Annotated in this window: 17 protein-coding genes and 2 tRNA genes; 11 read left to right on the top strand and 8 right to left on the bottom strand. The window is 44.8% G+C overall.

The features are described from left to right. Window positions 1-5: 5 nt before the first annotated feature. The 3 genes from ftsL to FTT64_RS03485 form a co-directional block, all read right to left on the bottom strand. Complete coding sequence (ftsL, locus tag FTT64_RS03495; protein WP_005180539.1) at window positions 6-338, bottom strand: cell division protein FtsL; 333 nt, start codon at window positions 336-338, stop codon at window positions 6-8. A gap of 11 nt (window positions 339-349) precedes the next feature. After that, a complete protein-coding gene (gene rsmH / locus FTT64_RS03490) occupies window positions 350-1,261 on the bottom strand; it encodes a 16S rRNA (cytosine(1402)-N(4))-methyltransferase RsmH (RefSeq protein WP_005180541.1) in 912 nt (303 codons plus the stop codon). Window positions 1,262-1,447: 186 nt separating this feature from the next. Continuing rightward, window positions 1,448-2,467, bottom strand: coding sequence for a sulfate ABC transporter substrate-binding protein (locus tag FTT64_RS03485; protein ID WP_180047077.1), 1,020 nt, complete (start codon window positions 2,465-2,467; stop codon window positions 1,448-1,450). A 570-nt stretch (window positions 2,468-3,037) separates the two neighbouring features. Here FTT64_RS03485 and FTT64_RS03480 point away from each other — a divergent pair. From FTT64_RS03480 to FTT64_RS03460, 5 genes are all read left to right on the top strand, one after another. Next, a complete protein-coding gene (locus tag FTT64_RS03480; protein ID WP_104472435.1) occupies window positions 3,038-3,349 on the top strand; it encodes a hypothetical protein in 312 nt (103 codons plus the stop codon). 153 nt (window positions 3,350-3,502) lie between these two features. Continuing rightward, window positions 3,503-5,011 (top strand): glutamate--tRNA ligase, encoded by a 1,509-nt coding sequence (gltX, locus tag FTT64_RS03475; protein WP_016658437.1) that lies wholly within the window; start codon window positions 3,503-3,505, stop codon window positions 5,009-5,011. 57 nt (window positions 5,012-5,068) lie between these two features. After that, window positions 5,069-5,144, top strand: a tRNA-Ala gene (locus FTT64_RS03470). Between the two features lie 28 nt (window positions 5,145-5,172). Then, a tRNA-Glu gene (locus tag FTT64_RS03465) sits at window positions 5,173-5,248 on the top strand. A gap of 150 nt (window positions 5,249-5,398) precedes the next feature. After that, entirely contained in the window at window positions 5,399-5,740 is a 342-nt protein-coding gene (locus FTT64_RS03460) for a hypothetical protein (protein ID WP_005180548.1), read from the top strand. 262 nt (window positions 5,741-6,002) lie between these two features. Here FTT64_RS03460 and ettA read toward each other — a convergent pair whose 3' ends face one another. Further along, a complete protein-coding gene (gene ettA, locus FTT64_RS03455; protein ID WP_005180550.1) occupies window positions 6,003-7,664 on the bottom strand; it encodes an energy-dependent translational throttle protein EttA in 1,662 nt (553 codons plus the stop codon). Window positions 7,665-7,980: 316 nt separating this feature from the next. On the opposite strand from ettA, the gene FTT64_RS03450 reads away from it, so the two are divergent. The 3 genes from FTT64_RS03450 (at window position 7,981) to FTT64_RS03440 (ending at window position 10,852) form a co-directional block, all read left to right on the top strand. Further along, entirely contained in the window at window positions 7,981-9,258 is a 1,278-nt protein-coding gene (locus tag FTT64_RS03450; protein WP_180088817.1) for an O-acetylhomoserine aminocarboxypropyltransferase/cysteine synthase family protein, read from the top strand. A 307-nt stretch (window positions 9,259-9,565) separates the two neighbouring features. Next, complete coding sequence (locus FTT64_RS03445) at window positions 9,566-10,453, top strand: SDR family NAD(P)-dependent oxidoreductase (RefSeq protein WP_005180554.1); 888 nt, start codon at window positions 9,566-9,568, stop codon at window positions 10,451-10,453. A gap of 81 nt (window positions 10,454-10,534) precedes the next feature. After that, window positions 10,535-10,852 (top strand): hypothetical protein, encoded by a 318-nt coding sequence (locus tag FTT64_RS03440; RefSeq protein ID WP_180182078.1) that lies wholly within the window; start codon window positions 10,535-10,537, stop codon window positions 10,850-10,852. Between the two features lie 37 nt (window positions 10,853-10,889). On the opposite strand, the gene FTT64_RS03435 is transcribed toward FTT64_RS03440, so the two are convergent. From FTT64_RS03435 to FTT64_RS03425, 3 genes are all read right to left on the bottom strand, one after another. Beyond that, a complete protein-coding gene (locus FTT64_RS03435; protein ID WP_180051791.1) occupies window positions 10,890-11,360 on the bottom strand; it encodes a Panacea domain-containing protein in 471 nt (156 codons plus the stop codon). After that, entirely contained in the window at window positions 11,353-12,399 is a 1,047-nt protein-coding gene (locus FTT64_RS03430) for a hypothetical protein (RefSeq protein WP_180051790.1), read from the bottom strand. Before FTT64_RS03430 ends, FTT64_RS03435 begins: the two co-directional genes overlap by 8 nt. Before the next feature lie 67 nt (window positions 12,400-12,466). Then, complete coding sequence (locus tag FTT64_RS03425; protein WP_180182079.1) at window positions 12,467-14,818, bottom strand: Tex family protein; 2,352 nt, start codon at window positions 14,816-14,818, stop codon at window positions 12,467-12,469. A 335-nt stretch (window positions 14,819-15,153) separates the two neighbouring features. On the opposite strand from FTT64_RS03425, the gene ompR reads away from it, so the two are divergent. From ompR to FTT64_RS03410, 3 genes are all read left to right on the top strand, one after another. Further along, on the top strand, window positions 15,154-15,918 hold the full coding sequence (gene ompR, locus FTT64_RS03420; protein WP_005180561.1) for a two-component system response regulator OmpR: 765 nt from the start codon (window positions 15,154-15,156) through the stop codon (window positions 15,916-15,918). A 260-nt stretch (window positions 15,919-16,178) separates the two neighbouring features. Continuing rightward, window positions 16,179-17,639, top strand: a complete 1,461-nt coding sequence (locus FTT64_RS03415; RefSeq protein WP_075167846.1) for an ATP-binding protein — start codon at window positions 16,179-16,181, stop codon at window positions 17,637-17,639. 207 nt (window positions 17,640-17,846) lie between these two features. After that, window positions 17,847-19,364 (top strand): acetyl-CoA hydrolase/transferase family protein, encoded by a 1,518-nt coding sequence (locus FTT64_RS03410; protein ID WP_005180567.1) that lies wholly within the window; start codon window positions 17,847-17,849, stop codon window positions 19,362-19,364. Window positions 19,365-19,446: 82 nt separating this feature from the next. Here FTT64_RS03410 and FTT64_RS03405 read toward each other — a convergent pair whose 3' ends face one another. Continuing rightward, window positions 19,447-19,956, bottom strand: coding sequence for a hypothetical protein (locus tag FTT64_RS03405; protein WP_104483905.1), 510 nt, complete (start codon window positions 19,954-19,956; stop codon window positions 19,447-19,449). Between the last annotated feature and the right edge of the window lie 26 nt (window positions 19,957-19,982).

Genomic DNA, 19,982 nt, shown 5'->3' with positions numbered 1-19,982 from the left:
CAGCCCTATTGTTTCTGTTCTGAAGTCGTCGGCAATGAAATCACCACAGTTTGTGCGGTGGGTGGTGAATACATGCGTAACTGGGTTACGGCACGTGTCCCGATCTGGGCGGTGGCACCAAAGGTCTGCTGTTCAATCAGCAGACGGCCCCACTCGGCATTGAGATCATCGCGCTCACGCATAAAAGAACTGAGCTGACGATAATCATGTCGATATTCAAACACCTGAAAGACCACCATGAGCGCACTGATAAACACCAGGGCCAACAAAATCAAATAGACGACCATTTTTTTCAGTCGTGACTGTTCTGTATTGTTTTCAACTGCTTTGGTTTTCATTCTTCGCCTGTTCAAGCTAACTTTTCAGCCACACGCAGCCACGCACTGCGTGAACGCGGATTGGCTTTGACTTCCTCTTCACTCGCACGGATACGAGCAATCTTTTTTAAACGGCGGGTATCTTGTTGTACTTGCGGCAGCCCCCAACCGGTATCTTCTGCCAAGCTTGATTCTTTTTGAATAAACTGTTTAATCAAACGGTCCTCTAAAGAGTGGAAGCTAATGACCGCCAGACGGCCTTCAGGCTTCAGCACTTCCACGGCCTGAGGCAAGAAAATATCAATATCTTCTAATTCTTTATTAATAGCAATACGAATGGCCTGAAATGTTCGCGTTGCCGGATGTTTATGCTTTTCCCATTTTGGATGGGCAGTTTTTACAATTTCGGCCAGCTGGCCGGTGGTTTCAATCAAACCGGCGTTTTTAATGGCTTTAGCTATACGGCGGCTATAACGTTCTTCGCCATATTTAAAAATAATATTGGCCAGTGCTTCTTCTTCAATCTGCAGCAGCCACTCTGCCGCGGTTTCACCTTGCGAGTTGTCCATACGCATATCCAGCGGGCCATCCTGCATAAAGCTAAAACCGCGTTCAGCCTGATCCAGCTGCGGAGACGATACGCCCAGGTCGGCCATCACCCCATCAACCTGTTCAATACCACGTGCGGCCAGTTCCTGCTTTAAATCGGCAAAGCTGGCATGAATAATTTTAAACCGCGGATCTTGCTGTTCCAGTTCTGCTGCAACCGCTAAGGCCTGTGGGTCTTTATCAAAGGCATATACACGCGCATGTTCATCTAATTTGGACAGCAATAAACGGGTATGCCCGCCGCGGCCAAAGGTGCCATCGACATAAATTCCTGTATTGCGTTCTGCCAGCAAGGCATCAACAGTTTCGTGGAGTAATACAGAAATATGCGACATAGGGATTCAATCAATACAGCCAAAATTTAACTGCACATTATTACCTTGTTTTGACAAAGCTCCAAACGACTTTTTGTACAGAAATATTACTTTTCATAGAGAAAACCGTTTTGTGATTTTGCCAAATATTCAAAAAGCCTCACAAGGAGGCTGTTTGAATTTATTTTTTAACCAGTCCGCAGATGATTAACGCTTGCTGCTATAAATCTGGTCGAAGATGGCGCCGTTCGCAAAGTGGGTTTGCTGTGCTTTGGCCCAGCCACCAAATACTTCATCAATGGTGAAGGTTTTCAGTTTCGGGAACTGATGCGCATACTTGGCCAGTACCTTTTCATTGCGTGGACGATAGAAATGTTTGGCTGCCATTTCCTGTCCCAGCGGTGAATATAAATAGTTGATATAACCGGTTGCCAGCCACTTGTTGCCATTACGCTCTACGGTACGGTCAACAATTGCCACTGAAGGCTCGGTTAAAATCGACATCGATGGATAAACAATATCGAACTTGTCTTTACCCAAGGTTTTCAGGGTCACCAGCGCTTCGTTTTCCCAGGTCAGCAGTACATCGCCAATGCCGCGTTCTGCGAAAGTGGTCATTGAGGCACGTGCTGCAGAGTCCATCACTTTAACGTTGTGATACATCTTGCTGACAAAATCTTTGGCTTTGGCTTCATTGCCGCCCGGCTGGTTCAATGCATAGCCCCATGCAGACAGGTATACCCAACGTGGCAGACCACCGGTTTTCGGGTTTGGGGTAATAATCTGTACACCCGGTTTGGTTAAATCGGTCCAGTCTTTGATGTGCTTTGGATTGCCCTTACGCACCATAAATACGATGGTTGAGGTATATGGTGCCGAGTTATGCGGGAACTCTTTTTGCCAGCCCGGCTGGATCTGGCCCGATCTGACGATTTCTTCAATATCGTTGGCCAGTGCCAGAGTCACCACATCACCTTTCAGGCCATCGACCACTGAACGCGCCTGTTTGCCTGAACCGCCATGGGACTGCTTGAAATTCACGCTTAAACCGGTGCGTTTTTTCCAGTAATCACCAAATGAGGCATTAAATTCATCATAGAATTCGCGTGTCGCATCATAAGACACGTTCAGAAATTGACGATCCGCTGCCTGGGCAGAATTGACCGTTGCCGCAAGGCCGGTTGCCAGCAAAGCCGCTGAAAATAAAGCTTTAATTTGAGATTTCATGACAGCACAGATAGGTTATCTACATTAATGCTAACTATATGAAATAAAATCATAAATCGCAATTCAGAAAAATTTTTACTTTCGTTTTAAGATGGGCAATTTTTTCTTTTAATCATTTGTTTTTCTTTTAAAAAGCAGCATAACCGATGGGCCAAAATCAGGTTATAGCTTTTTATGGAATAGATATTCAAAAATATGAATAAACCCGGCTTTCAAACGCTTAACGAGATGTCCTGATTTAAAGCAAGATTAAGATGAGATAGCCCGCGCTTGATCCATTCACCTAAATACCCAGTTACATATCAATAAAATGCGAAACTTGCATAATTATATATAAAAAAATATGATATAAGATAAGTTTTGTTGCTGATCTTCACTTTCTCTTCACAGTTATTTGCTAAAACATATACTCAACAGCGAAATGTGAATAGAAGTAACCAGCAGCCTGACATTTTTTATATTTTTGTAAAAAGTGTGATGCAGTTCTTACTTTTTACATTTTATCTGTGGTTATATAGTAGCCACAACGTAAAAAAATTAAATCCAAAACCAGTTTGGGGGAGTATCAGGATGAAACAGTCAGTCTATGTACTGTGTTTAAGTTTAGGATTGGGCCTGATGGCGCAAACCAGCCATACGGCAGTGGTTAAAAATACCCATACTGCGGTGAAAATGGTGCCGGCCAAACCCTCCCTCATTGAAAAAGCCCTGTTGCAGCAAAAAGAACAGTTAGGCACCACCAAAACAGACAAGCTGCAAGCCGATAATGACCTGAAAATGATGACGTCAATTAAAGCAGCGCCAACCCAGAATTTCTTTGCTTCACAAAACCAGCGTTTTAGCCGTTTTGTACAATCCTTCTTCAGCTCAAACCAGTCTTAATTGACCGGATTGAACTGAACCTGCGCGTGGCTGACTCCCCCCCTCAAGCCGCGTGCTGTTGCAGCCTGATCATCGAATGCAGAATAAAGCATTAAGTGATCAGGCTTTTTCGTTATAATAGATTCCAATTTACATTCTGACTCATTACTGATTATGACTGTTCGTACCCGTATTGCTCCTTCTCCTACCGGTTTTCCGCATGTAGGCACTGCATATATTGCCTTGTTTAACCTGTGCTTTGCCAAACAGCATGGCGGCGAGTTTATTTTGCGTATTGAAGATACCGACCAGCTGCGCTCGACCCCTGAATCTGAACAAATGATTCTCGATTCTTTGCGCTGGTTAGGCCTGAACTGGTCAGAAGGTCCAGATGTGGGTGGCCCACATGCGCCATACCGTCAATCGGAGCGTATGGACATCTATAAACAGTATGCCCTGGAACTGGTTGAAAAAGGTCATGCCTTCTACTGCTTCGCGACTGCAGAAGAACTGGACCAGATGCGTGCTGAACAGCAAGCACGTGGCGAATCTCCACGTTATGACGGTCGCGGTTTACAGCTTTCTGCCGAAGAAGTTCAGCGTCGTCTGGCGGCAGGCGAACCACATGTAATCCGCATGAAAATTCCAACCGAAGGCATCTGCAAATTTAACGACATGCTGCGCGGTGAAGTGGAAATTCCTTGGGCGCAAGTCGACATGCAGATTCTGCTGAAAACTGATGGCCTGCCAACCTATCATTTAGCCAACGTGGTCGATGACCATTTAATGCAAATCACCCACGTCATTCGTGGTGAAGAATGGATTCCATCAGCACCAAAACATCAGTTGCTGTATCAATACTTTGGCTGGGATATGCCAGTACTGTGCCACATGCCGCTGCTGCGTAACCCGGACAAATCCAAACTGTCAAAACGCAAGAACCCGACTTCAATCAACTACTATAAAGACATTGGCGTACTGCCAGAAGCCTTATTGAACTATTTGGGCCGCATGGGCTGGTCAATGCCAGACGAGCGTGAAAAATTCACCCTGGCAGAAATGATTGAACACTTTGACATCAACCGTGTGTCTTTGGGCGGTCCAATCTTTGATGTGGAAAAACTGAACTGGCTCAACGGTCAGTGGATTAAAGCCCTTTCTCCGGCTGAACTGCTGGATACCTTGTTAGCCTGGAAAGCTGATCGTGCCAAACTGGAAGAAATTGCTGCCGCGATTCAGCCACGTATCAACTTATTATCTGAAGCCGTGAACTGGTCTGCGCACTACTTCAACCATTTCCCGACACTTTCAAAAGAACAGTTTGAAAATAAAAAACTGTCTGAAGAACAGGTTCGTCAAAGCTTGCAGTTTGCCATCTGGCGTCTGGAAAGTCTGTTCACCTGGAACAATGACACCGTGAGCCAGACCTTAATGGACCTGGCCGCACAAATGGAAATTAAACTGCGCGACTTTATGCCAGCGTTCTTTATTGCCATTGCCGGTTCAACTGCATCTACCCCAGTCATGCAGACCATGGTCACTATTGGTCCGGATTTAACTTTTGCCCGTCTGCGCCATGCGCTGGAAATTGTGGGCGGACCAAGCAAAAAAGAGCTAAAAGCTTGGGAAAAACTCAATGAAAGCTTAAAATTGCCGAAAAATGATGCAGTTGATGCAAGTTAATGCAGTTTTTTGTTGACGTGTGAGCATTATCTTCATAATATAGCGCTCACACAGACTGGGGCCATAGCTCAGTTGGTAGAGCGCTACAATGGCATTGTAGAGGTCAGCGGTTCGATCCCGCTTGGCTCCACCATGGTTTCATAATTGTGTTGCCTCAATAAGTCCCTATCGTCTAGAGGCCTAGGACATCGCCCTTTCACGGCGGTAACCGGGGTTCGAATCCCCGTAGGGACGCCATATTTAAGCTCACTTTTAAAGTGATCTGATAAAAAACCCAAGCATTATGACTTGGGTTTTTTATTGCCTGTTGTTTTATTTTGCTGTGCTTTTTTGCTTTCTGATGTATTCCGATTAAAATAAACCACAGATTAGAATTTTGGAGTTGTAATGCAATACCGTTGCCCGAAGTGTCAAAGCCCGAAAATCATGCCTGTTGCGCAAGCAGGCCAAGCAGCTCCACGTCCGGTGGTGCCAAAAAGCCTGGTATTTCTGATTCCAGCCATTTTTATTTTATTGCTGCTGGTGCTGATTAGTATTGCAATGTGGATTTTTGGTGATGGTGCGGGCACGACCCTGCAAACAGCAACCGTAATTGTCTTTGTGATCTGTTTAATTGCCGGCTTCATGTTCTATCGTGATTTGCCAGATTTTAAAATTTCAATGCAGGCTTTTATGCAAAACCAGAAGAAATGGAAATGCCGCGAATGCAACCATGAGTGGGAAATCTGATTTTTCTCATTGATTCAAACAAAGCTGCATCTGGCGTTGATCAGGATAGCTCCCAACGCCAGCCCATGATTATAAAAAGGTAAAAAATCATCTCCTTCAATGAAGTGCTAAAAGTATTGCACACTTCCTGCGATCGCTACACGCCTTCCTTCTATATCTATATAGCGCGACCAGGATAATACCCATCTCTTTATAGATCTCTATTCAAACTGCATCAAAAAACCAGCCCGAAGGCTGGTTTTCTTTATATCCAAATTAGGAATTAACCACCAATTTTGCGATATTTCTGACGCTTGGTAATCAGGTCATCACCATCACGTTTACGACGGTATTCTTCGAACTCCGCATAGTTACCAGTGAAGAATTCAGGGGTTTCACCTTCGAATGACAAGATGTGCGTTGCAATACGGTCCAGGAACCAACGGTCATGCGAGATCACCATCACGGTACCCGGGAAGACCAGAATTGCATCTTCAAGCGCACGTAAAGTTTCGATGTCTAGGTCGTTTGACGGTTCATCGAGCAGGATGACGTTGGCGCCCATTTGCAGGATTTTCGCCAGTTGTAAACGGTTACGCTCACCACCTGACAATTGACCAACACGTTTTTGCTGATCTTGGCCTTTAAAGTTAAAGCGACCAATATAAGCACGTGACGCAATTTCGTATTCACCAATACGTAGGATGTCTAAACCGCCAGACACTTCTTCCCACACGGTTTTGTTGTCATCTAGCGTGTCACGAATCTGACCCACGTAAGCGACTTTAACCGATTCACCCAGTGTTACCGTACCGGTATCTGGCTGCTCTTCACCAGTCATCATACGAAACAGTGTGGTTTTACCTGCACCGTTCTCACCTACAATACCGACAATTGCTGCAGGTGGTACAGTGAAGGTTAAATCTTTATACAGGGTACGATCACCAAATGACTTGCTGATGCCTTCAACCTCAACGACCTTGTTACCCAAACGTGGACCAGGTGGAATGTAGATTTCAGAAGTTTCGTTACGCTGCTGGAATTCGCGTGAGTTCAGCTCTTCAAAACGCTCCATACGCGCTTTGTTTTTCTTTTGCTGACCTTTAGCATTTGAACGAACCCATTCAAGTTCTTTTTTCAATGCCTTCGCAAAAGATTCTTCCTGCTTCTGCTCTTGCTCTAAACGCGCGTTCTTTTGCTCTAACCAAGACGAATAGTTGCCTTGATATGGAATACCATGTCCGCGGTCAAGCTCCAGAATCCACTCGGCAACGTTATCAAGGAAGTAACGGTCGTGCGTAATCGCCACGATGGTGCCCGGGAAGTCTTTTAAGAAACGTTCTAACCAGGCTACAGATGAAGCATCTAAATGGTTCGTCGGTTCGTCCAGCAGCAGCATGTCTGGTTTAGACAATAGCAAACGGCACAGTGCCACACGACGGCGCTCACCACCTGAAAGCTTAGTCACATCTGCATCCCATGCTGGCAGGTTTAATGCCGCTGCGGCTTGCTCCAGCTGGTTATTCAGGTTGTGCGCATCCCAAGTCTGAATAATGGCTTCCAGCTTTTCCTGCTCTTTTGCAAGCGCATCAAAGTCTGCATCTTCAGCTGCATATTCAGCGAATACTTCGTCCAGACGCGCCAATGCATCAAGCGCTTCACGTACGCCATCTTCCACGTTACCACGAACGTCTTTGGTTGGATCGAGCGGTGGTTCTTGCTCAAGGTAGCCGATTTTAATCCCTGGCTGTGCACGTGCTTCACCAGAGAAATCTTTATCTACGCCCGCCATAATACGAAGCAAGGTCGATTTACCTGCACCGTTTAGACCAAGCACACCAATTTTTGCGCCTGGGAAAAATGATAAAGAGATGTCTTTTAAGATTTCGCGCTTCGGCGGAACCATCTTCGACACTCGGTTCATCGTATAAATATATTGGGCCACGTAGGACTCCTCAATAGAAAAACCAATTTCGGGGGCAAAACCGCCACCCCTACTCAAATGAGCGAAAAAATAATCGGCTATTATACCTGAAAGCCAGAAAAAGATAAGGGATCGGCCTCATCTTCCACGCTTTGTTACAACTCTTTAAAGTGCCAAAAATTCAGGCATACATTGCAGCCTTATCCGCCGTTGAAATTTTAAAATGAGGGCGTCTTTATGAAATTTAAAGATAATTATTGCAGATATTTCCCTCTTTATTTCATAAATAGACCTGCTACACTTGATCAAAATATAACTCACGCAAGATGAACGAAAAATGATGTATAAAGCTGAAACTTTGGCCATTCATGCTGGCTACACCCCTGAACCGACCACCAAAGCTGTGGCAGTACCCATTTACCAGACCACCTCTTATGCCTTTGACAATACCCAGCACGGTGCCGATCTGTTCGATTTAAAAGTACAAGGCAATATTTATACCCGTATCATGAACCCGACCACGGCAGTGCTGGAACAACGCGTGGCAGCGCTCGAAGGCGGGATTGGTGCGCTGGCACTGGCCTCGGGGATGGCTGCAATTACCTATACCATTCAGACCCTGGCCGAAGCCGGCGATAATATTGCATCAGTTTCAACCCTGTATGGCGGTACCTACAACCTGTTCGCACATACGTTGCCCAAACAGGGCGTCGAAGTCCGTTTCTTTGATTATCAGAACCCGGAAGCCTTACGCGAACTAATTGATGACAAAACCAAACTGGTTTTTGTGGAATCCATTGGTAATCCGCTCGGCAATATTATTGATTTAGAAGCCATCTCCCAAATTGCGCATGAATATGGCATTCCGGTGGTGGTGGATAACACGGTGGCCACACCGGTGCTGCAAAAATCCTTTGATTTTGGTGCCGATATTGTGGTGCATTCACTGACCAAATATATTGGCGGCCATGGCACTTCGATTGGTGGAATTATTGTCGATAGCGGTAAATTCCCGTGGGGTAAATATCCTGAACGTTTTAAATCTCTAAATACCCCTGACCCAAGCTATCACGGGGTGAATTATGTCGAAGCCTTGGGCGAAGCGGCCTTTATTGCCCGCGCCCGCGTGGTGCCGCTACGCAATACTGGTGCAGCGATTAGCCCACATAATGTTTTCCTGATTCTACAAGGACTGGAAACCTTAAGCCTGCGCATGGAACGTCATACCGAAAATGCCCAAAAAGTGGCGGAATATTTGCAGCAGCACCCTAAAGTGAAATGGGTCAATTACGCCGGTTTAAAAGATCATCCACAACATGCGCTGGCGCAAAAATATGTTAAAGGCAAACCGTCTGCGATTCTATCCTTTGGTGTGCAAGATGGCCGTGAAGGCGGCACCCGCTTTATTGATGCGCTGCAACTGTTTACCCGTTTAGTCAATATTGGCGATGCCAAGAGTCTGGCCTGCCACCCGGCCACAACAACGCATCGACAATTAAATGATGAAGAGCTGAAAGCGGCGGGGGTAAGTGAAGATATGGTGCGCCTGTCGATTGGCATTGAACATATTGATGATTTGATTGCTGATCTGGAGCAGGCACTGGCTAGCGTCTAATTATTGCAATTTCACGACAAATGGTCTGCTTTTGCGCTGCAATGGCAGACTTTTTGCTTTTTAAACATAGAAACAAGGACTTGCTTTGTCGAAAAATTTTAAGCAGAATTTACCAAACAACCCAAATACCCCATTAGAGCAATTACTCTAAAACAACTTTTAATTTCAATCACTTATTTTATGGCTTTTTTTAAACTTCGGTTATTATAATGCCCATCATAACAGCCCGAACCAATGAGATTGGGCGCAAAAATTCAAATAACAAAGACCATTGAGTCTGATCTTTTAATCAAGCAGGGATACAAGTGTGAAGGCAAAACTAGAGAAACTTTTCAAGAAAAAAGTAAATGGAAAAACCGTACTGATTACCGGTGCATCCAGTGGTATCGGACTGACCACGGCTTATCGTCTGGCAGAGGCGGGAGCGCATGTGCTGTTGGTGGCACGTACCCAGGAAACCCTGGAGCAGGTCAAAGCAGAGATTGAAGCCAAAGGCGGCAAAGCATCTATTTTCCCATGTGATTTAAACGATTGGGAAGCCATTGATCAGACTTCAAAAGATATTTTAGCGTCTGTCGATCATATTGATATTTTAGTTAACAATGCCGGACGTTCAATCCGTCGTGCCGTGCATGAATCTTTAGACCGTTTTCACGATTTTGAACGCACCATGCAGCTGAATTATTTTGGTGCAGTGCGTCTGGTGATGAATATTCTGCCACAAATGATGGTACGTCGTAGTGGCCAGATTATTAACATCAGCTCGATTGGCGTATTGGCCAATGCGACCCGTTTCTCGGCTTATGTTGCCTCTAAAGCTGCACTGGATGCTTTTAGCCGCTGTCTATCGGCCGAAGTACATTCACACAATATTGCAATTACCTCCATTTATATGCCACTAGTGCGTACTCCAATGATCGCACCGACCAAGATGTATAAATATGTTCCTACCCTTTCTCCGGAACAAGCTGCCGATTTAATCTGCTATGCCATTGTCAAACGTCCGAAGAAAATTGCCACACATTTAGGCCGTTTGGCTTCAATTACTTATGCGATTGCACCGGATATTAACAACAAGCTGATGTCGATTGGTTATAACCTGTTCCCAAGTTCATCGGCTTCGGTGGGTCAGCCACAAAAGCTGAACTGGGTACAAAAAGCGTATGCCCGTTTGTTCCCGGGTGAACACTGGTAAAATAATCCTTTTAAAGACCTGTCTAATGACAGGTCTTTTTATGTTATAAAACCCCTCATTTTGAACAGTTAAAGTAAGACTATGCGGACCTTTTCCCTTATTCTGCAATATGGGTGTTTTGCCTTTGCCCTGTTTCTGGGCTATCAGGTGGCGATGGCGCTAAATCATCAGGATTATGAGCTGATGGAACTGATTGCCGATGTGGGCACGATTCTGATCTGTATTGATTTAGGTGTGTTTTTATTTTCCAGTAAAGCTGCCAACAAGCTGAGTTTGCAGGAATATGCCAAACAGCTGGAACAGCCGCCTACGCCACTGGTGAGTTTTACCCGCAAGCTGGGGCATTTGGGCATTATGCTGATTTTATGTAGCTGGATTGTGCCGATCATTAATTCATAAGAATTAAATGAAAAAACCTCCCGATCGGGAGGTTTTTTTAGAATCTAGCTTTTTTGTATTGATTCGCCAATTTGGGAAGATCCAAAAATGCATACCTTTCTTTTGATTTAATTGGATATGTAGAATACACATATTCAATAAATTCATTAAAATACATAGATTTAGTCTTTTCTATAACTAAATAAAGAATTTTTTCAACTTGCGTAGTCAAAATTATTTCATCTCTAGTACCAATAAATTGAATCACAGTCTTTACAGAACCAAATGCTGTTTGTTCATATGAAATTTGAAATTTATCATTATGGTTTTTTGCACATAGGTAAATATCATCGACATAAGGGCCATAGTGATTAAAATACCAATTGATTTGTGTAATTTGCTCTTCATATGCTAATGAATAGAACCAATCGGCCAAGTAAACCATTTTAGTTAATCTTGCATCAGATAGTTCCGAAGGATAAGGATAAGATATACAAAAGAAAGCTATCACATCAATTAATCTATTCATGAGCAGCTCCAACACCATTTATTTCTTTTAAAATTTCTTCTTCAATGTCGACTGAGTCAAGATCACCTTTAGCCTTCATCATCCCTATAGTATCGCATCTAATACCTTCCTTAACATATGAGGTCAAATGAACCTGGTGTTTAGCACAATAATCCCTAATTACACCAACCTTTTGAGTGGTAATAGGTCTTTTACTATCTATGGCTTCAAAAACAATAACACCTAAGGGTTGAATCTGATCTTTAATAGCAAAAGCTACATATTGACATGACTTCATTGTCAATCTTCGCGCTTTTTCCTCATCAAAACCATATTTATCTTCCATATATTGTAAGTATTTATCGGGAGTTTGATCATAAATCGGACAAGCAACTATATCTATACACTCTCCATGCTCCCAAGCCTGACTAATTACCCCTTTATTTTTTTCAAAAGAAATAGAATGCATATCATCAAATAAGGGATTTGCAGAATAACGACTCAAATAAAAAAAACTTCCGTTAGAATAAACAAAAATAGTGACCCTAAATTTACTATTATCTATTTTCATAGCAATCATAGTTGCTTTAAGCCAATTTTGTAGAAAATTGCTGTAGAGTTTAGAATGTTCTTGTTTAGCCTTCGTTAAATCTTCTGTTAACTTCCTTACCTTCTTTTGTTCGGTTTCTAATATCCTTTTAGCTTCACTACCTTTCATATCGTAATCATTTCGCAATTTTTCAAAAGATGACTTTATGTTTTCATTACTAATACTTAAATTCTCAAAATCTTGCGACTTATTAGAACGACCAAACCATACTAAACCAATACCAATTGCTCCCCAAAAATAAGGACTGCAAAATAATTCAATAATGCTATGATTTGAAAAATCCCATGAATAATAACTTGGTGATTTTATTGTTGTTGCTACTCCTGTAATAATCAAGGCACCTAAATATTCAGCAAATGTATAAACCCCTCTTGATACTACAATTGCTTTATTAATAAAGAATTGAGAGTCTCCGGTAAAACCAAAAGGTATTTTTTTATATTTTTTCATGAAACTACCATAAATATTAAAAAGCCCCCTTAACAGGAGGCTTTAATATAACTTAAAAATTCAAAGACTATTTCGAACCTTTAATCCCGGCTTGCAATAACAATGCACCCAAACCACCAATCTTATTGTCTTGTGGTTTGGCCGCTTGCGGCTTTTTGCCCTGAGGGCGATCACCCTGCGGACGCACCTGTTGCGGACGTTTACCCTGCGGCTTACGTTCAGTACGCTGTTCGTTTTGGTCACGGCGTGGCTGACGTGGTGCTTTCGCTGCTGCAGCACCTTCCGGACGCATCGACAGGTTCACACGGTTACGCTCAACATCTACCGTTAAAACACGTACTTGGACAATTTGACCCGGTTTCACCACTTTATGCGGATCAGACACGAATTCATTGGCCAGTTCAGAAATATGGACTAAACCGTCCTGATGTACACCGACATCTACAAAGGCACCAAAGTTGGTGACATTGGTGACCACACCTTCTAGCTGCATGCCTTCAGACAATTGCGATACTTCGGTAATATCATCACGGAATTTGGCAGTACGGAATTCCGGACGCGGGTCACGGCCCGGCTTTTCAAGTTCGCTCAGCACGTCCTGAATGGTTGGTAAACCAAACTGGTCATCTACAAATTCTTCTGCATTGACCTGACGGATAATTTCAGTATTGCCAATAATATCTTTGACTGTAGTCGCTTTGGCTTCCACAATTTTAGACACCAGCGCATACGATTCCGGGTGCACCGCAGAGGCATCAAGTGGCTCAGAACCATTTTGAATACGCAAGAAACCTGCCGCCTGTTCAAAAGTACGCTCACCTAAACGTGGCACTTTTTTCAGAGCCTGACGATTATCAAAACGGCCATTTTCCTTACGGAAGTCCACGATTTGCTGGGCAATTGATTTGTTCAGACCAGCGATATAACCCAGAATTGCTGCAGATGCCGTATTCACATCCACACCCACCGAGTTCACACAGTCTTCCACCACCGCTTCCAGGGTTTTGGCCAAACCAGTCTGGTTCACATCGTGTTGATACTGACCCACACCAATTGATTTCGGATCAATTTTCACCAGCTCTGCCAATGGATCTTGTAAACGACGGGCAATGGATACTGCACCGCGAATCGACACATCCAGTTCTGGAAGTTCTTGTGAAGCCAGTTCAGAAGCTGAATAAACCGAAGCACCGGCTTCAGACACTGATACACGGGTCAGTTTCAGGTCGCTGTTCGCGGCCATCATTTCAGCCACTAACGCTTCAGTTTCACGGCTTGCGGTACCGTTACCAATCGCGATTAAATCGACGTTAAATTCACGGCAAAGACGCGCCAGTTCCGTTAATGAACCTGCCTTATCATCTTTTGGTGCAAATGGATAAATAGTGCTGTGTGCCAATACATCGCCTGATTCATTGACTACCGCCAGTTTCACACCGGTACGGATGCCCGGGTCAACGCCAAGCGTCGTACGTGCGCCAGCAGGTGCAGACAGCAGCAGATGACGGAGATTTTCAGCAAACACCTGCATTGCTTCTGCTTCAGCCGCCAGACGTTTTTCAGTCAGTAAGGAATGCTCAATGGTCGGGCGAACTTTACCCAGCCAGAACAGTTTTGCGGTCTGCTTTAAATAGTCCTGACGCGCTTGTGGCTGCACGGCATCTAAATTGTATTCGGTTTCAATACGTGCCAGTGGTGCTTCATCTTCACCATCAACTTTTAAGCCCAGCACGTTTTCCTGACGGCCGCGCAGCATGGCCAGCAAACGGTGCGATGGTACTTTGTTCAGGCTTTCAGAGAAATCGAAGTAATCACGGAATTTTTTACCGACTTCTTTTTTCTCATCACTGGCCACCAGACTTTTCAGCACGGCGGTTTTGGCGAAGGTTGCTTTCAGTTCTGTGGTGAGTGCAATATTTTGCGCCCAGTCATCAATTAAAATGTGCTGAATGGCATCGAGCTGGCTTTCCAGGTCTGGATAATCTTCATGGCTAAAGCCTGCAAGCGCTTCTACTGGATCAATCGCTTCTGCAAAGATTTTCTCTGCGATTGGACCCAAGCCGGCTTCTTTGGCTTTAAAAGATTTGCTGGTACGTTTTGGACGGTACGGCGCGTAAATTTCTTCTAAGGCATTTTTAGTTTCAGCCGCATTCACACGTGCCAATAAATCATCAGATAATTTATTTTGTTCTTTTAGTGATTCAATCACTTTTTCACGGCGTTCAAACAAATCACGCAAATACGCTAAACGTGTATCGAGCTGGCGAAGTTGCGTATCGTCTAAGCCCTGCGTTACTTCTTTACGGTAACGTGCAATAAAAGGAACACTGGCACCTTCATCAATGAGTTTGATGGCAGCTTCTACCTGATTTGGACGTACGGCAAGTTCTTTTGCCAACTGCTGAACTAAGTCAGTCATCGTGTTTGATCCCACAAGGATAAGTACTAAATGGCATGATTATAAAGACCAGGCCCATAAAATCCACAATTGTTTTATGAAATTTACAGATGGCGATTCTTGCCAATTCGCAGATATTTCACATTTTTGCGGTAAATTCATCATTTCGGGGCCTTTTCTTCCCCAAATTGTGGGATTTATCTTCTATCATAGATGTATATATTTGGTATCTATGTCTTGATTTTAACTGCAATATTTGTTGCTTTAGAGCATAGTCAAGGCATACAGATGAATCGTATACTCAAAGTCAGTGAAAGCTTTGCATACGACCACAATAAAGAATAAAGGAGCACATCATGAGTTTAGTTGTACCTGCTGAAAATACAGATGCCGTACATACCGAAACTGACCGCGTTGAACGCATTCTCGTTGTCGATGATGATGTGCGTTTGCGTACGCTGTTACAGCGTTTTCTGGAAGATAAAGGTTTCGTGGTCAAAACTGCCCATGATGCTACGCAAATGGATCGCCTGTTACAACGCGAGCTGTTTTCCCTGATCGTGCTCGATTTCATGCTGCCGGTTGAAGATGGCCTGAGCATTTGCCGCCGTTTACGCCAGTCCAGTATTGATACGCCAATTATCATGCTGACCGCACGCGGCAGCGACTCAGACCGTATTGCCGGCCTTGAAGCAGGTGCCGATGACTATCTGCCAAAACCGTTTAACCCGAATGAACTGTTAGCGCGTATTCGTGCCGTATTACGCCGTCAGGTACGTGAAGTCCCAGGCGCACCAAGCCAGCAGATGGAAGTGGTCAGCTTTGGACCGTGGGCGCTAGATCTTTCGACCCGTACCCTGACCCGCGAAGGTCAAGTCGTGACTTTAACTACAGGCGAGTTCGCGGTACTAAAAGCATTGGTACAACATCCTCGTGAACCGCTGACCCGCGACAAGCTGATGAATCTGGCGCGTGGCCGTGAATGGGGCGCAATGGAACGTTCGATTGATGTGCAAGTGTCTCGCTTACGCCGCCTGATTGAAGAAAACCCGGCACGTGCGCGTTATATTCAAACGGTGTGGGGTGTGGGTTATGTCTTTGTTCCAGATGGTGCGGAATAAAGCTCACTCATCGAATCTATGACGGAGTCTTACGGTCTATTCCCCACTGATGGGATACAACCTGCGGTTCGCCTTACTTTTGTTTCGGCAAAAGTAAGCAAAACCATTGTCATCCGCAAAACTCGGCAAATTCCGTCATTTCAACCAATATTTCGCAGAAACATAAGTAATTTACTTGAGTCCTGCCTCAAACAGTTGCGGATGACCTAACGCGTATCCAATTTTGGGGGAGAACTTTCCCTTTTTAAAAAGGACTCATTGTGAAACTCGACCCCATCGATCCACAAGACTTTACCGACTTTGAAACCTATTCAGAACGCAAACGCACGCCGTGGGAACGCTTTCTGGATAAAATCAAACCGCGCTCGGCTGCCATGCGGACCACCGTGCTGGTGTTGTTTGTGGTGATTTTCAGTCTGTTTATGTCCCTGTGGTTCTTTTGGCGCACCCTGTATCTGCCGGAAATCCAGCAACATGCCCGTTATCTGGCGGTTGAACTGGAAATTCTGAACAATCCGGAATTACGGATTTTCCATAATGATGCCGAAGTCGATGTGGATGCCTGGCTAAAAAACCGGGTCGGGATTGAATACATTACCGATCCCAAGGAATATCCAAATGTCCGTGACAAGGTTATTGCCGAATTCTTTACCCGACAAATCGAGAAAAAACTGGCCAATGAACTCAAAGCCGATGATGTAACCGTGTATTTCCAGTTCAAGCCCAGCCCACGTATCTGGATTCAAACGCCGGAAATGAACGGCCACTGGGTTCGTGAACCATTAAAAACCTATGCCAACTACAGCCCGGAACTGGTGTTTGGCTGGCTGCTCGGCATTCCACTGCTGTCTGCCATTATTATTCTGACCCTAGTGCGTCAGCTAAACCGGCCATTACGCCGTTTGCAGGAAGCCGCCAATACCTATAGTCAAACCGGTAAAGCGCCTTATCTGGAAACCAACCACGGGCCGCTAGAAATCCGTCAGGTGAATCAGGCTTTTAACCAGATGATTTTTACCCTGGAACAGACCGAGCGTGACCGCCGGATTATGCTGGCCGGAATTTCGCATGACCTGCGCACACCCCTGACCCGGATTCGCCTGAGTGCAGAAATGATGCCGGATGAAGACTTTTTAAAAGAAGGCCTGATTTACGATGTCGAAGATATGGACGCCATTTTGGACCAGTTCATTTCCTATATGCGTGATGGCTCGGATGAAGAACTGCAAGATACCGATTTAAATGCCTTGTTACAGGAACTGGTGATCCAGTTTAAACCGCTGGACATTCGCTTTAGCCCGGAAGAATTACCGATTTTGCAGGCACGTAGCCTGTCGCTGAAACGTTTAATTGGCAACCTGATTAACAATGCCAAGCGTTATGGCACCGAACCGATTGAGCTATCTGCCAAGGTACAGGAACAGTTTATCTGCATTAGTGTGGCCGATCATGGGGAAGGCATTCCTGAAGATCAGATTGAATCTTTAATGCAGCCTTTTGTGCGTGGGAATGCTGCACGTACCGTCCAAGGCAGCGGTTTAGGTCTGGCCATTGTGAAACGGATTGTCGATATTCACCAGGGCGAGCTGATTATTCGCAATCGCGAGCAAGGTGGACTGGAAGTCATCATCTCTTTACCGCTGCCCGAACAGCCAGATGATGAAAAAAACAACAGCAGCACCTTGGAAAAAATTAAGCAAAGTATTACAGAACATTTCTAAATAATGCTTAAATATTGATCAATCAGTTCTTGGTGAAGATTTGGCTTTTAATTTTTATTGTTGATTTTTCAACAAGATAAAAAGCATCAAATATATTTATACCTGCATTTTTTGAAAAAATTAGACCTTAGCCTAACAGGTATGCAAAATGGCTTTTTTGATGGGTACAATCGCCATCAGTTCTGATTTTTCAAACGAGAGTAAACCATGTCCCTAGATCGCATCCGTTTAGCTTCCCTACATGACAAGGTTATGAGTGCGGAGCAAGCTGCTCAATTCATCCAAGACGGTATGACTGTTGGTATGAGTGGCTTTACACGTGCCGGTGAAGCGAAAGCTGTTCCTTTGGCTTTAGTGAAACAAGCACAAGCGAATCCTCTAAAAATTACATTAATTACTGGTGCGAGCTTAGGGAACGATCTCGACAAACAACTGACTGAAGCCGGTGTACTGGCACGTCGTCTGCCTTTCCAAGTGGATAACACTTTACGTAAAGCCATCAACAAAGGCGAAGTCATGTTCATCGATCAGCACTTGTCTGAAACAGTTGAGCAAATGCGTAACCAGCAGCTGAAAAAGCCAGATGTAGCGGTAATTGAAGCCGTTGCAATTACTGAAGATGGCGGCATCGTGCCAACCACTTCTGTAGGTAACTCTGCAAGCTTTGCAATTTTTGCTGAAAAAGTCATTGTTGAAATTAACACCAACTTAAGCCCGGCGTTTGAAGGCTTACACGACATTTATATCCCGACCTATCGTCCTACCCGTCAACCAATTCCGTTGACCAAAGTTGACGAGCGTATCGGTACTCAAGCGATTAACATCGATCCTGCAAAAATCGTTGGTATCGTATTTAACAGCGAATTACATGACTCTCCATCAACTGTCACTGCACCAGATGACGAGACTCAATCAATTGCCAACCACTTGATCGCATTCTTTGAAAAAGAAGTAGCTGAAGACCGTTTACCGAAAAACCTCGGTCCTTTACAAGCGGGTATTGGTTCAATCGCTAACGCAGTATTGACCGGCTTGAAAGAATCAAACTTCGAAGACCTGATCATGTACTCAGAAGTACTGCAAGACTGTACTTTCGAACTGATTGATGCCGGTAAAATGAAGTTCGCTTCAGGTTCATCTATTACCCTGTCTGCGAAATACGGCGAAAAAGTATTTAACAACCTGGAACAGTACAAAGACAAACTGGTTCTGCGTCCACAGGAAATTTCAAACCATCCTGAACTGGTACGTCGTTTAGGTATTATCGGCATCAACACTGCGCTTGAGTTCGATATCTACGGTAACGTGAACTCCACTCACGTATGCGGTACCAAAATGATGAACGGTATTGGTGGTTCAGGTGACTTCGCGCGTAACGCTCATCTGGCCATCTTCGTGACCAAGTCTATTGCCAAAGGCGGCGACATTTCATCTGTTGTTCCATTTGCATCACACATTGACCATGCAGAACACGACGTTGACATTCTGGTGACTGAACAGGGTCTTGCCGATCTTCGTGGTCTGGCACCGCGTGAGCGCGCTCGTGCGATTATCGACAACTGTGCACACCCAATGTACCGTGATGCATTAAACGACTACTTCGACCGCGCATGTGCAAAAGGCGGCCACACTCCTCACCTGTTACGTGAAGCGTTGGCTTGGCACAGCAACTTCGAAGAAAATGGTCACATGCTGGCCCAAGAAGCAGCGGTAAAAACGGCTTAATCTCGGCCTGAATCAGATCTAAAAAAACGCTCCTCTGGAGCGTTTTTTTATGGTTGGATAGTTTCCCCTATCACGTCATCTATTATCGGGTCGGGTTGCGTAACTGTGAGCTAATATCGGGGAACAAGCTATTGCCCAGATTCATCTCATAATCGACCACGCCTAAAGAGATATTGGGTAAATCAAGCTGAATCTGCCCATCCGGGCCACGAAATGGCGCCAGCAGGGTTTCCAAGCCACGTAACGGGTTATCCGACTGCAAACCGGCGGCAATCGCCAGAATATGCTGCTGCAACGCCGGAGAAAGGTGATCCATATTGACCGGTTCTTTGGCCGGCATGGTAATCAGGACAGGCGGGTCCGGGTCAATGACCCGGTTTTGAGTGTCCTGCTGAATTTGCATGATCCGGTGCTGTAATGCCTTACGCTTTGCACGATCTTCCTGATACGGAATAAAGCCCACTTCCTGACGTAGTTCAGGTTCTGCCATGACCTGAAGCGTTGCTAGACGCTCGGGTTGCGCCCAGACCGACGTTGAGCCGATTCCCAGCATAATCATTACAGTCGAGGAGAACATCTGAAAGCGCGTCATACACGGCCTCCTGAACAGTAATGAAA

The sequence above is a fragment of the Acinetobacter sp. Q186-3 genome (assembly GCF_013420655.1).
GTDB classification, from domain to species: Bacteria; Pseudomonadota; Gammaproteobacteria; order Pseudomonadales; family Moraxellaceae; genus Acinetobacter; species Acinetobacter indicus.
The sequence above is the reverse complement of the archived record's forward strand: the minus strand, read 5'-3'. Positions and strand labels throughout refer to the sequence as shown.

Bases quoted from the DNA above. Each gene is read 5' to 3' on its own strand.
- FTT64_RS03450 (WP_180088817.1), top strand. From the start codon at position 7,981: ATGATGTATAAAGCTGAAACTTTGGCCATTCATGCTGGCTACACCCCT.
- FTT64_RS03440 (WP_180182078.1), top strand. From the start codon at position 10,535: ATGCGGACCTTTTCCCTTATTCTGCAATATGGGTGTTTTGCCTTTGCC.
- FTT64_RS03410 (WP_005180567.1), top strand. From the start codon at position 17,847: ATGTCCCTAGATCGCATCCGTTTAGCTTCCCTACATGACAAGGTTATG.
- FTT64_RS03405 (WP_104483905.1), bottom strand. From the start codon at position 19,956: ATGACGCGCTTTCAGATGTTCTCCTCGACTGTAATGATTATGCTGGGA.
- FTT64_RS03430 (WP_180051790.1), bottom strand. From the start codon at position 12,399: ATGAAAAAATATAAAAAAATACCTTTTGGTTTTACCGGAGACTCTCAA.
- FTT64_RS03460 (WP_005180548.1), top strand. From the start codon at position 5,399: ATGCAATACCGTTGCCCGAAGTGTCAAAGCCCGAAAATCATGCCTGTT.
- gltX (WP_016658437.1), top strand. From the start codon at position 3,503: ATGACTGTTCGTACCCGTATTGCTCCTTCTCCTACCGGTTTTCCGCAT.
- FTT64_RS03425 (WP_180182079.1), bottom strand. From the start codon at position 14,818: ATGACTGACTTAGTTCAGCAGTTGGCAAAAGAACTTGCCGTACGTCCA.
- FTT64_RS03435 (WP_180051791.1), bottom strand. From the start codon at position 11,360: ATGAATAGATTAATTGATGTGATAGCTTTCTTTTGTATATCTTATCCT.
- FTT64_RS03480 (WP_104472435.1), top strand. From the start codon at position 3,038: ATGAAACAGTCAGTCTATGTACTGTGTTTAAGTTTAGGATTGGGCCTG.
- FTT64_RS03485 (WP_180047077.1), bottom strand. From the start codon at position 2,467: ATGAAATCTCAAATTAAAGCTTTATTTTCAGCGGCTTTGCTGGCAACC.
- ftsL (WP_005180539.1), bottom strand. From the start codon at position 338: ATGAAAACCAAAGCAGTTGAAAACAATACAGAACAGTCACGACTGAAA.
- rsmH (WP_005180541.1), bottom strand. From the start codon at position 1,261: ATGTCGCATATTTCTGTATTACTCCACGAAACTGTTGATGCCTTGCTG.
- ompR (WP_005180561.1), top strand. From the start codon at position 15,154: ATGAGTTTAGTTGTACCTGCTGAAAATACAGATGCCGTACATACCGAA.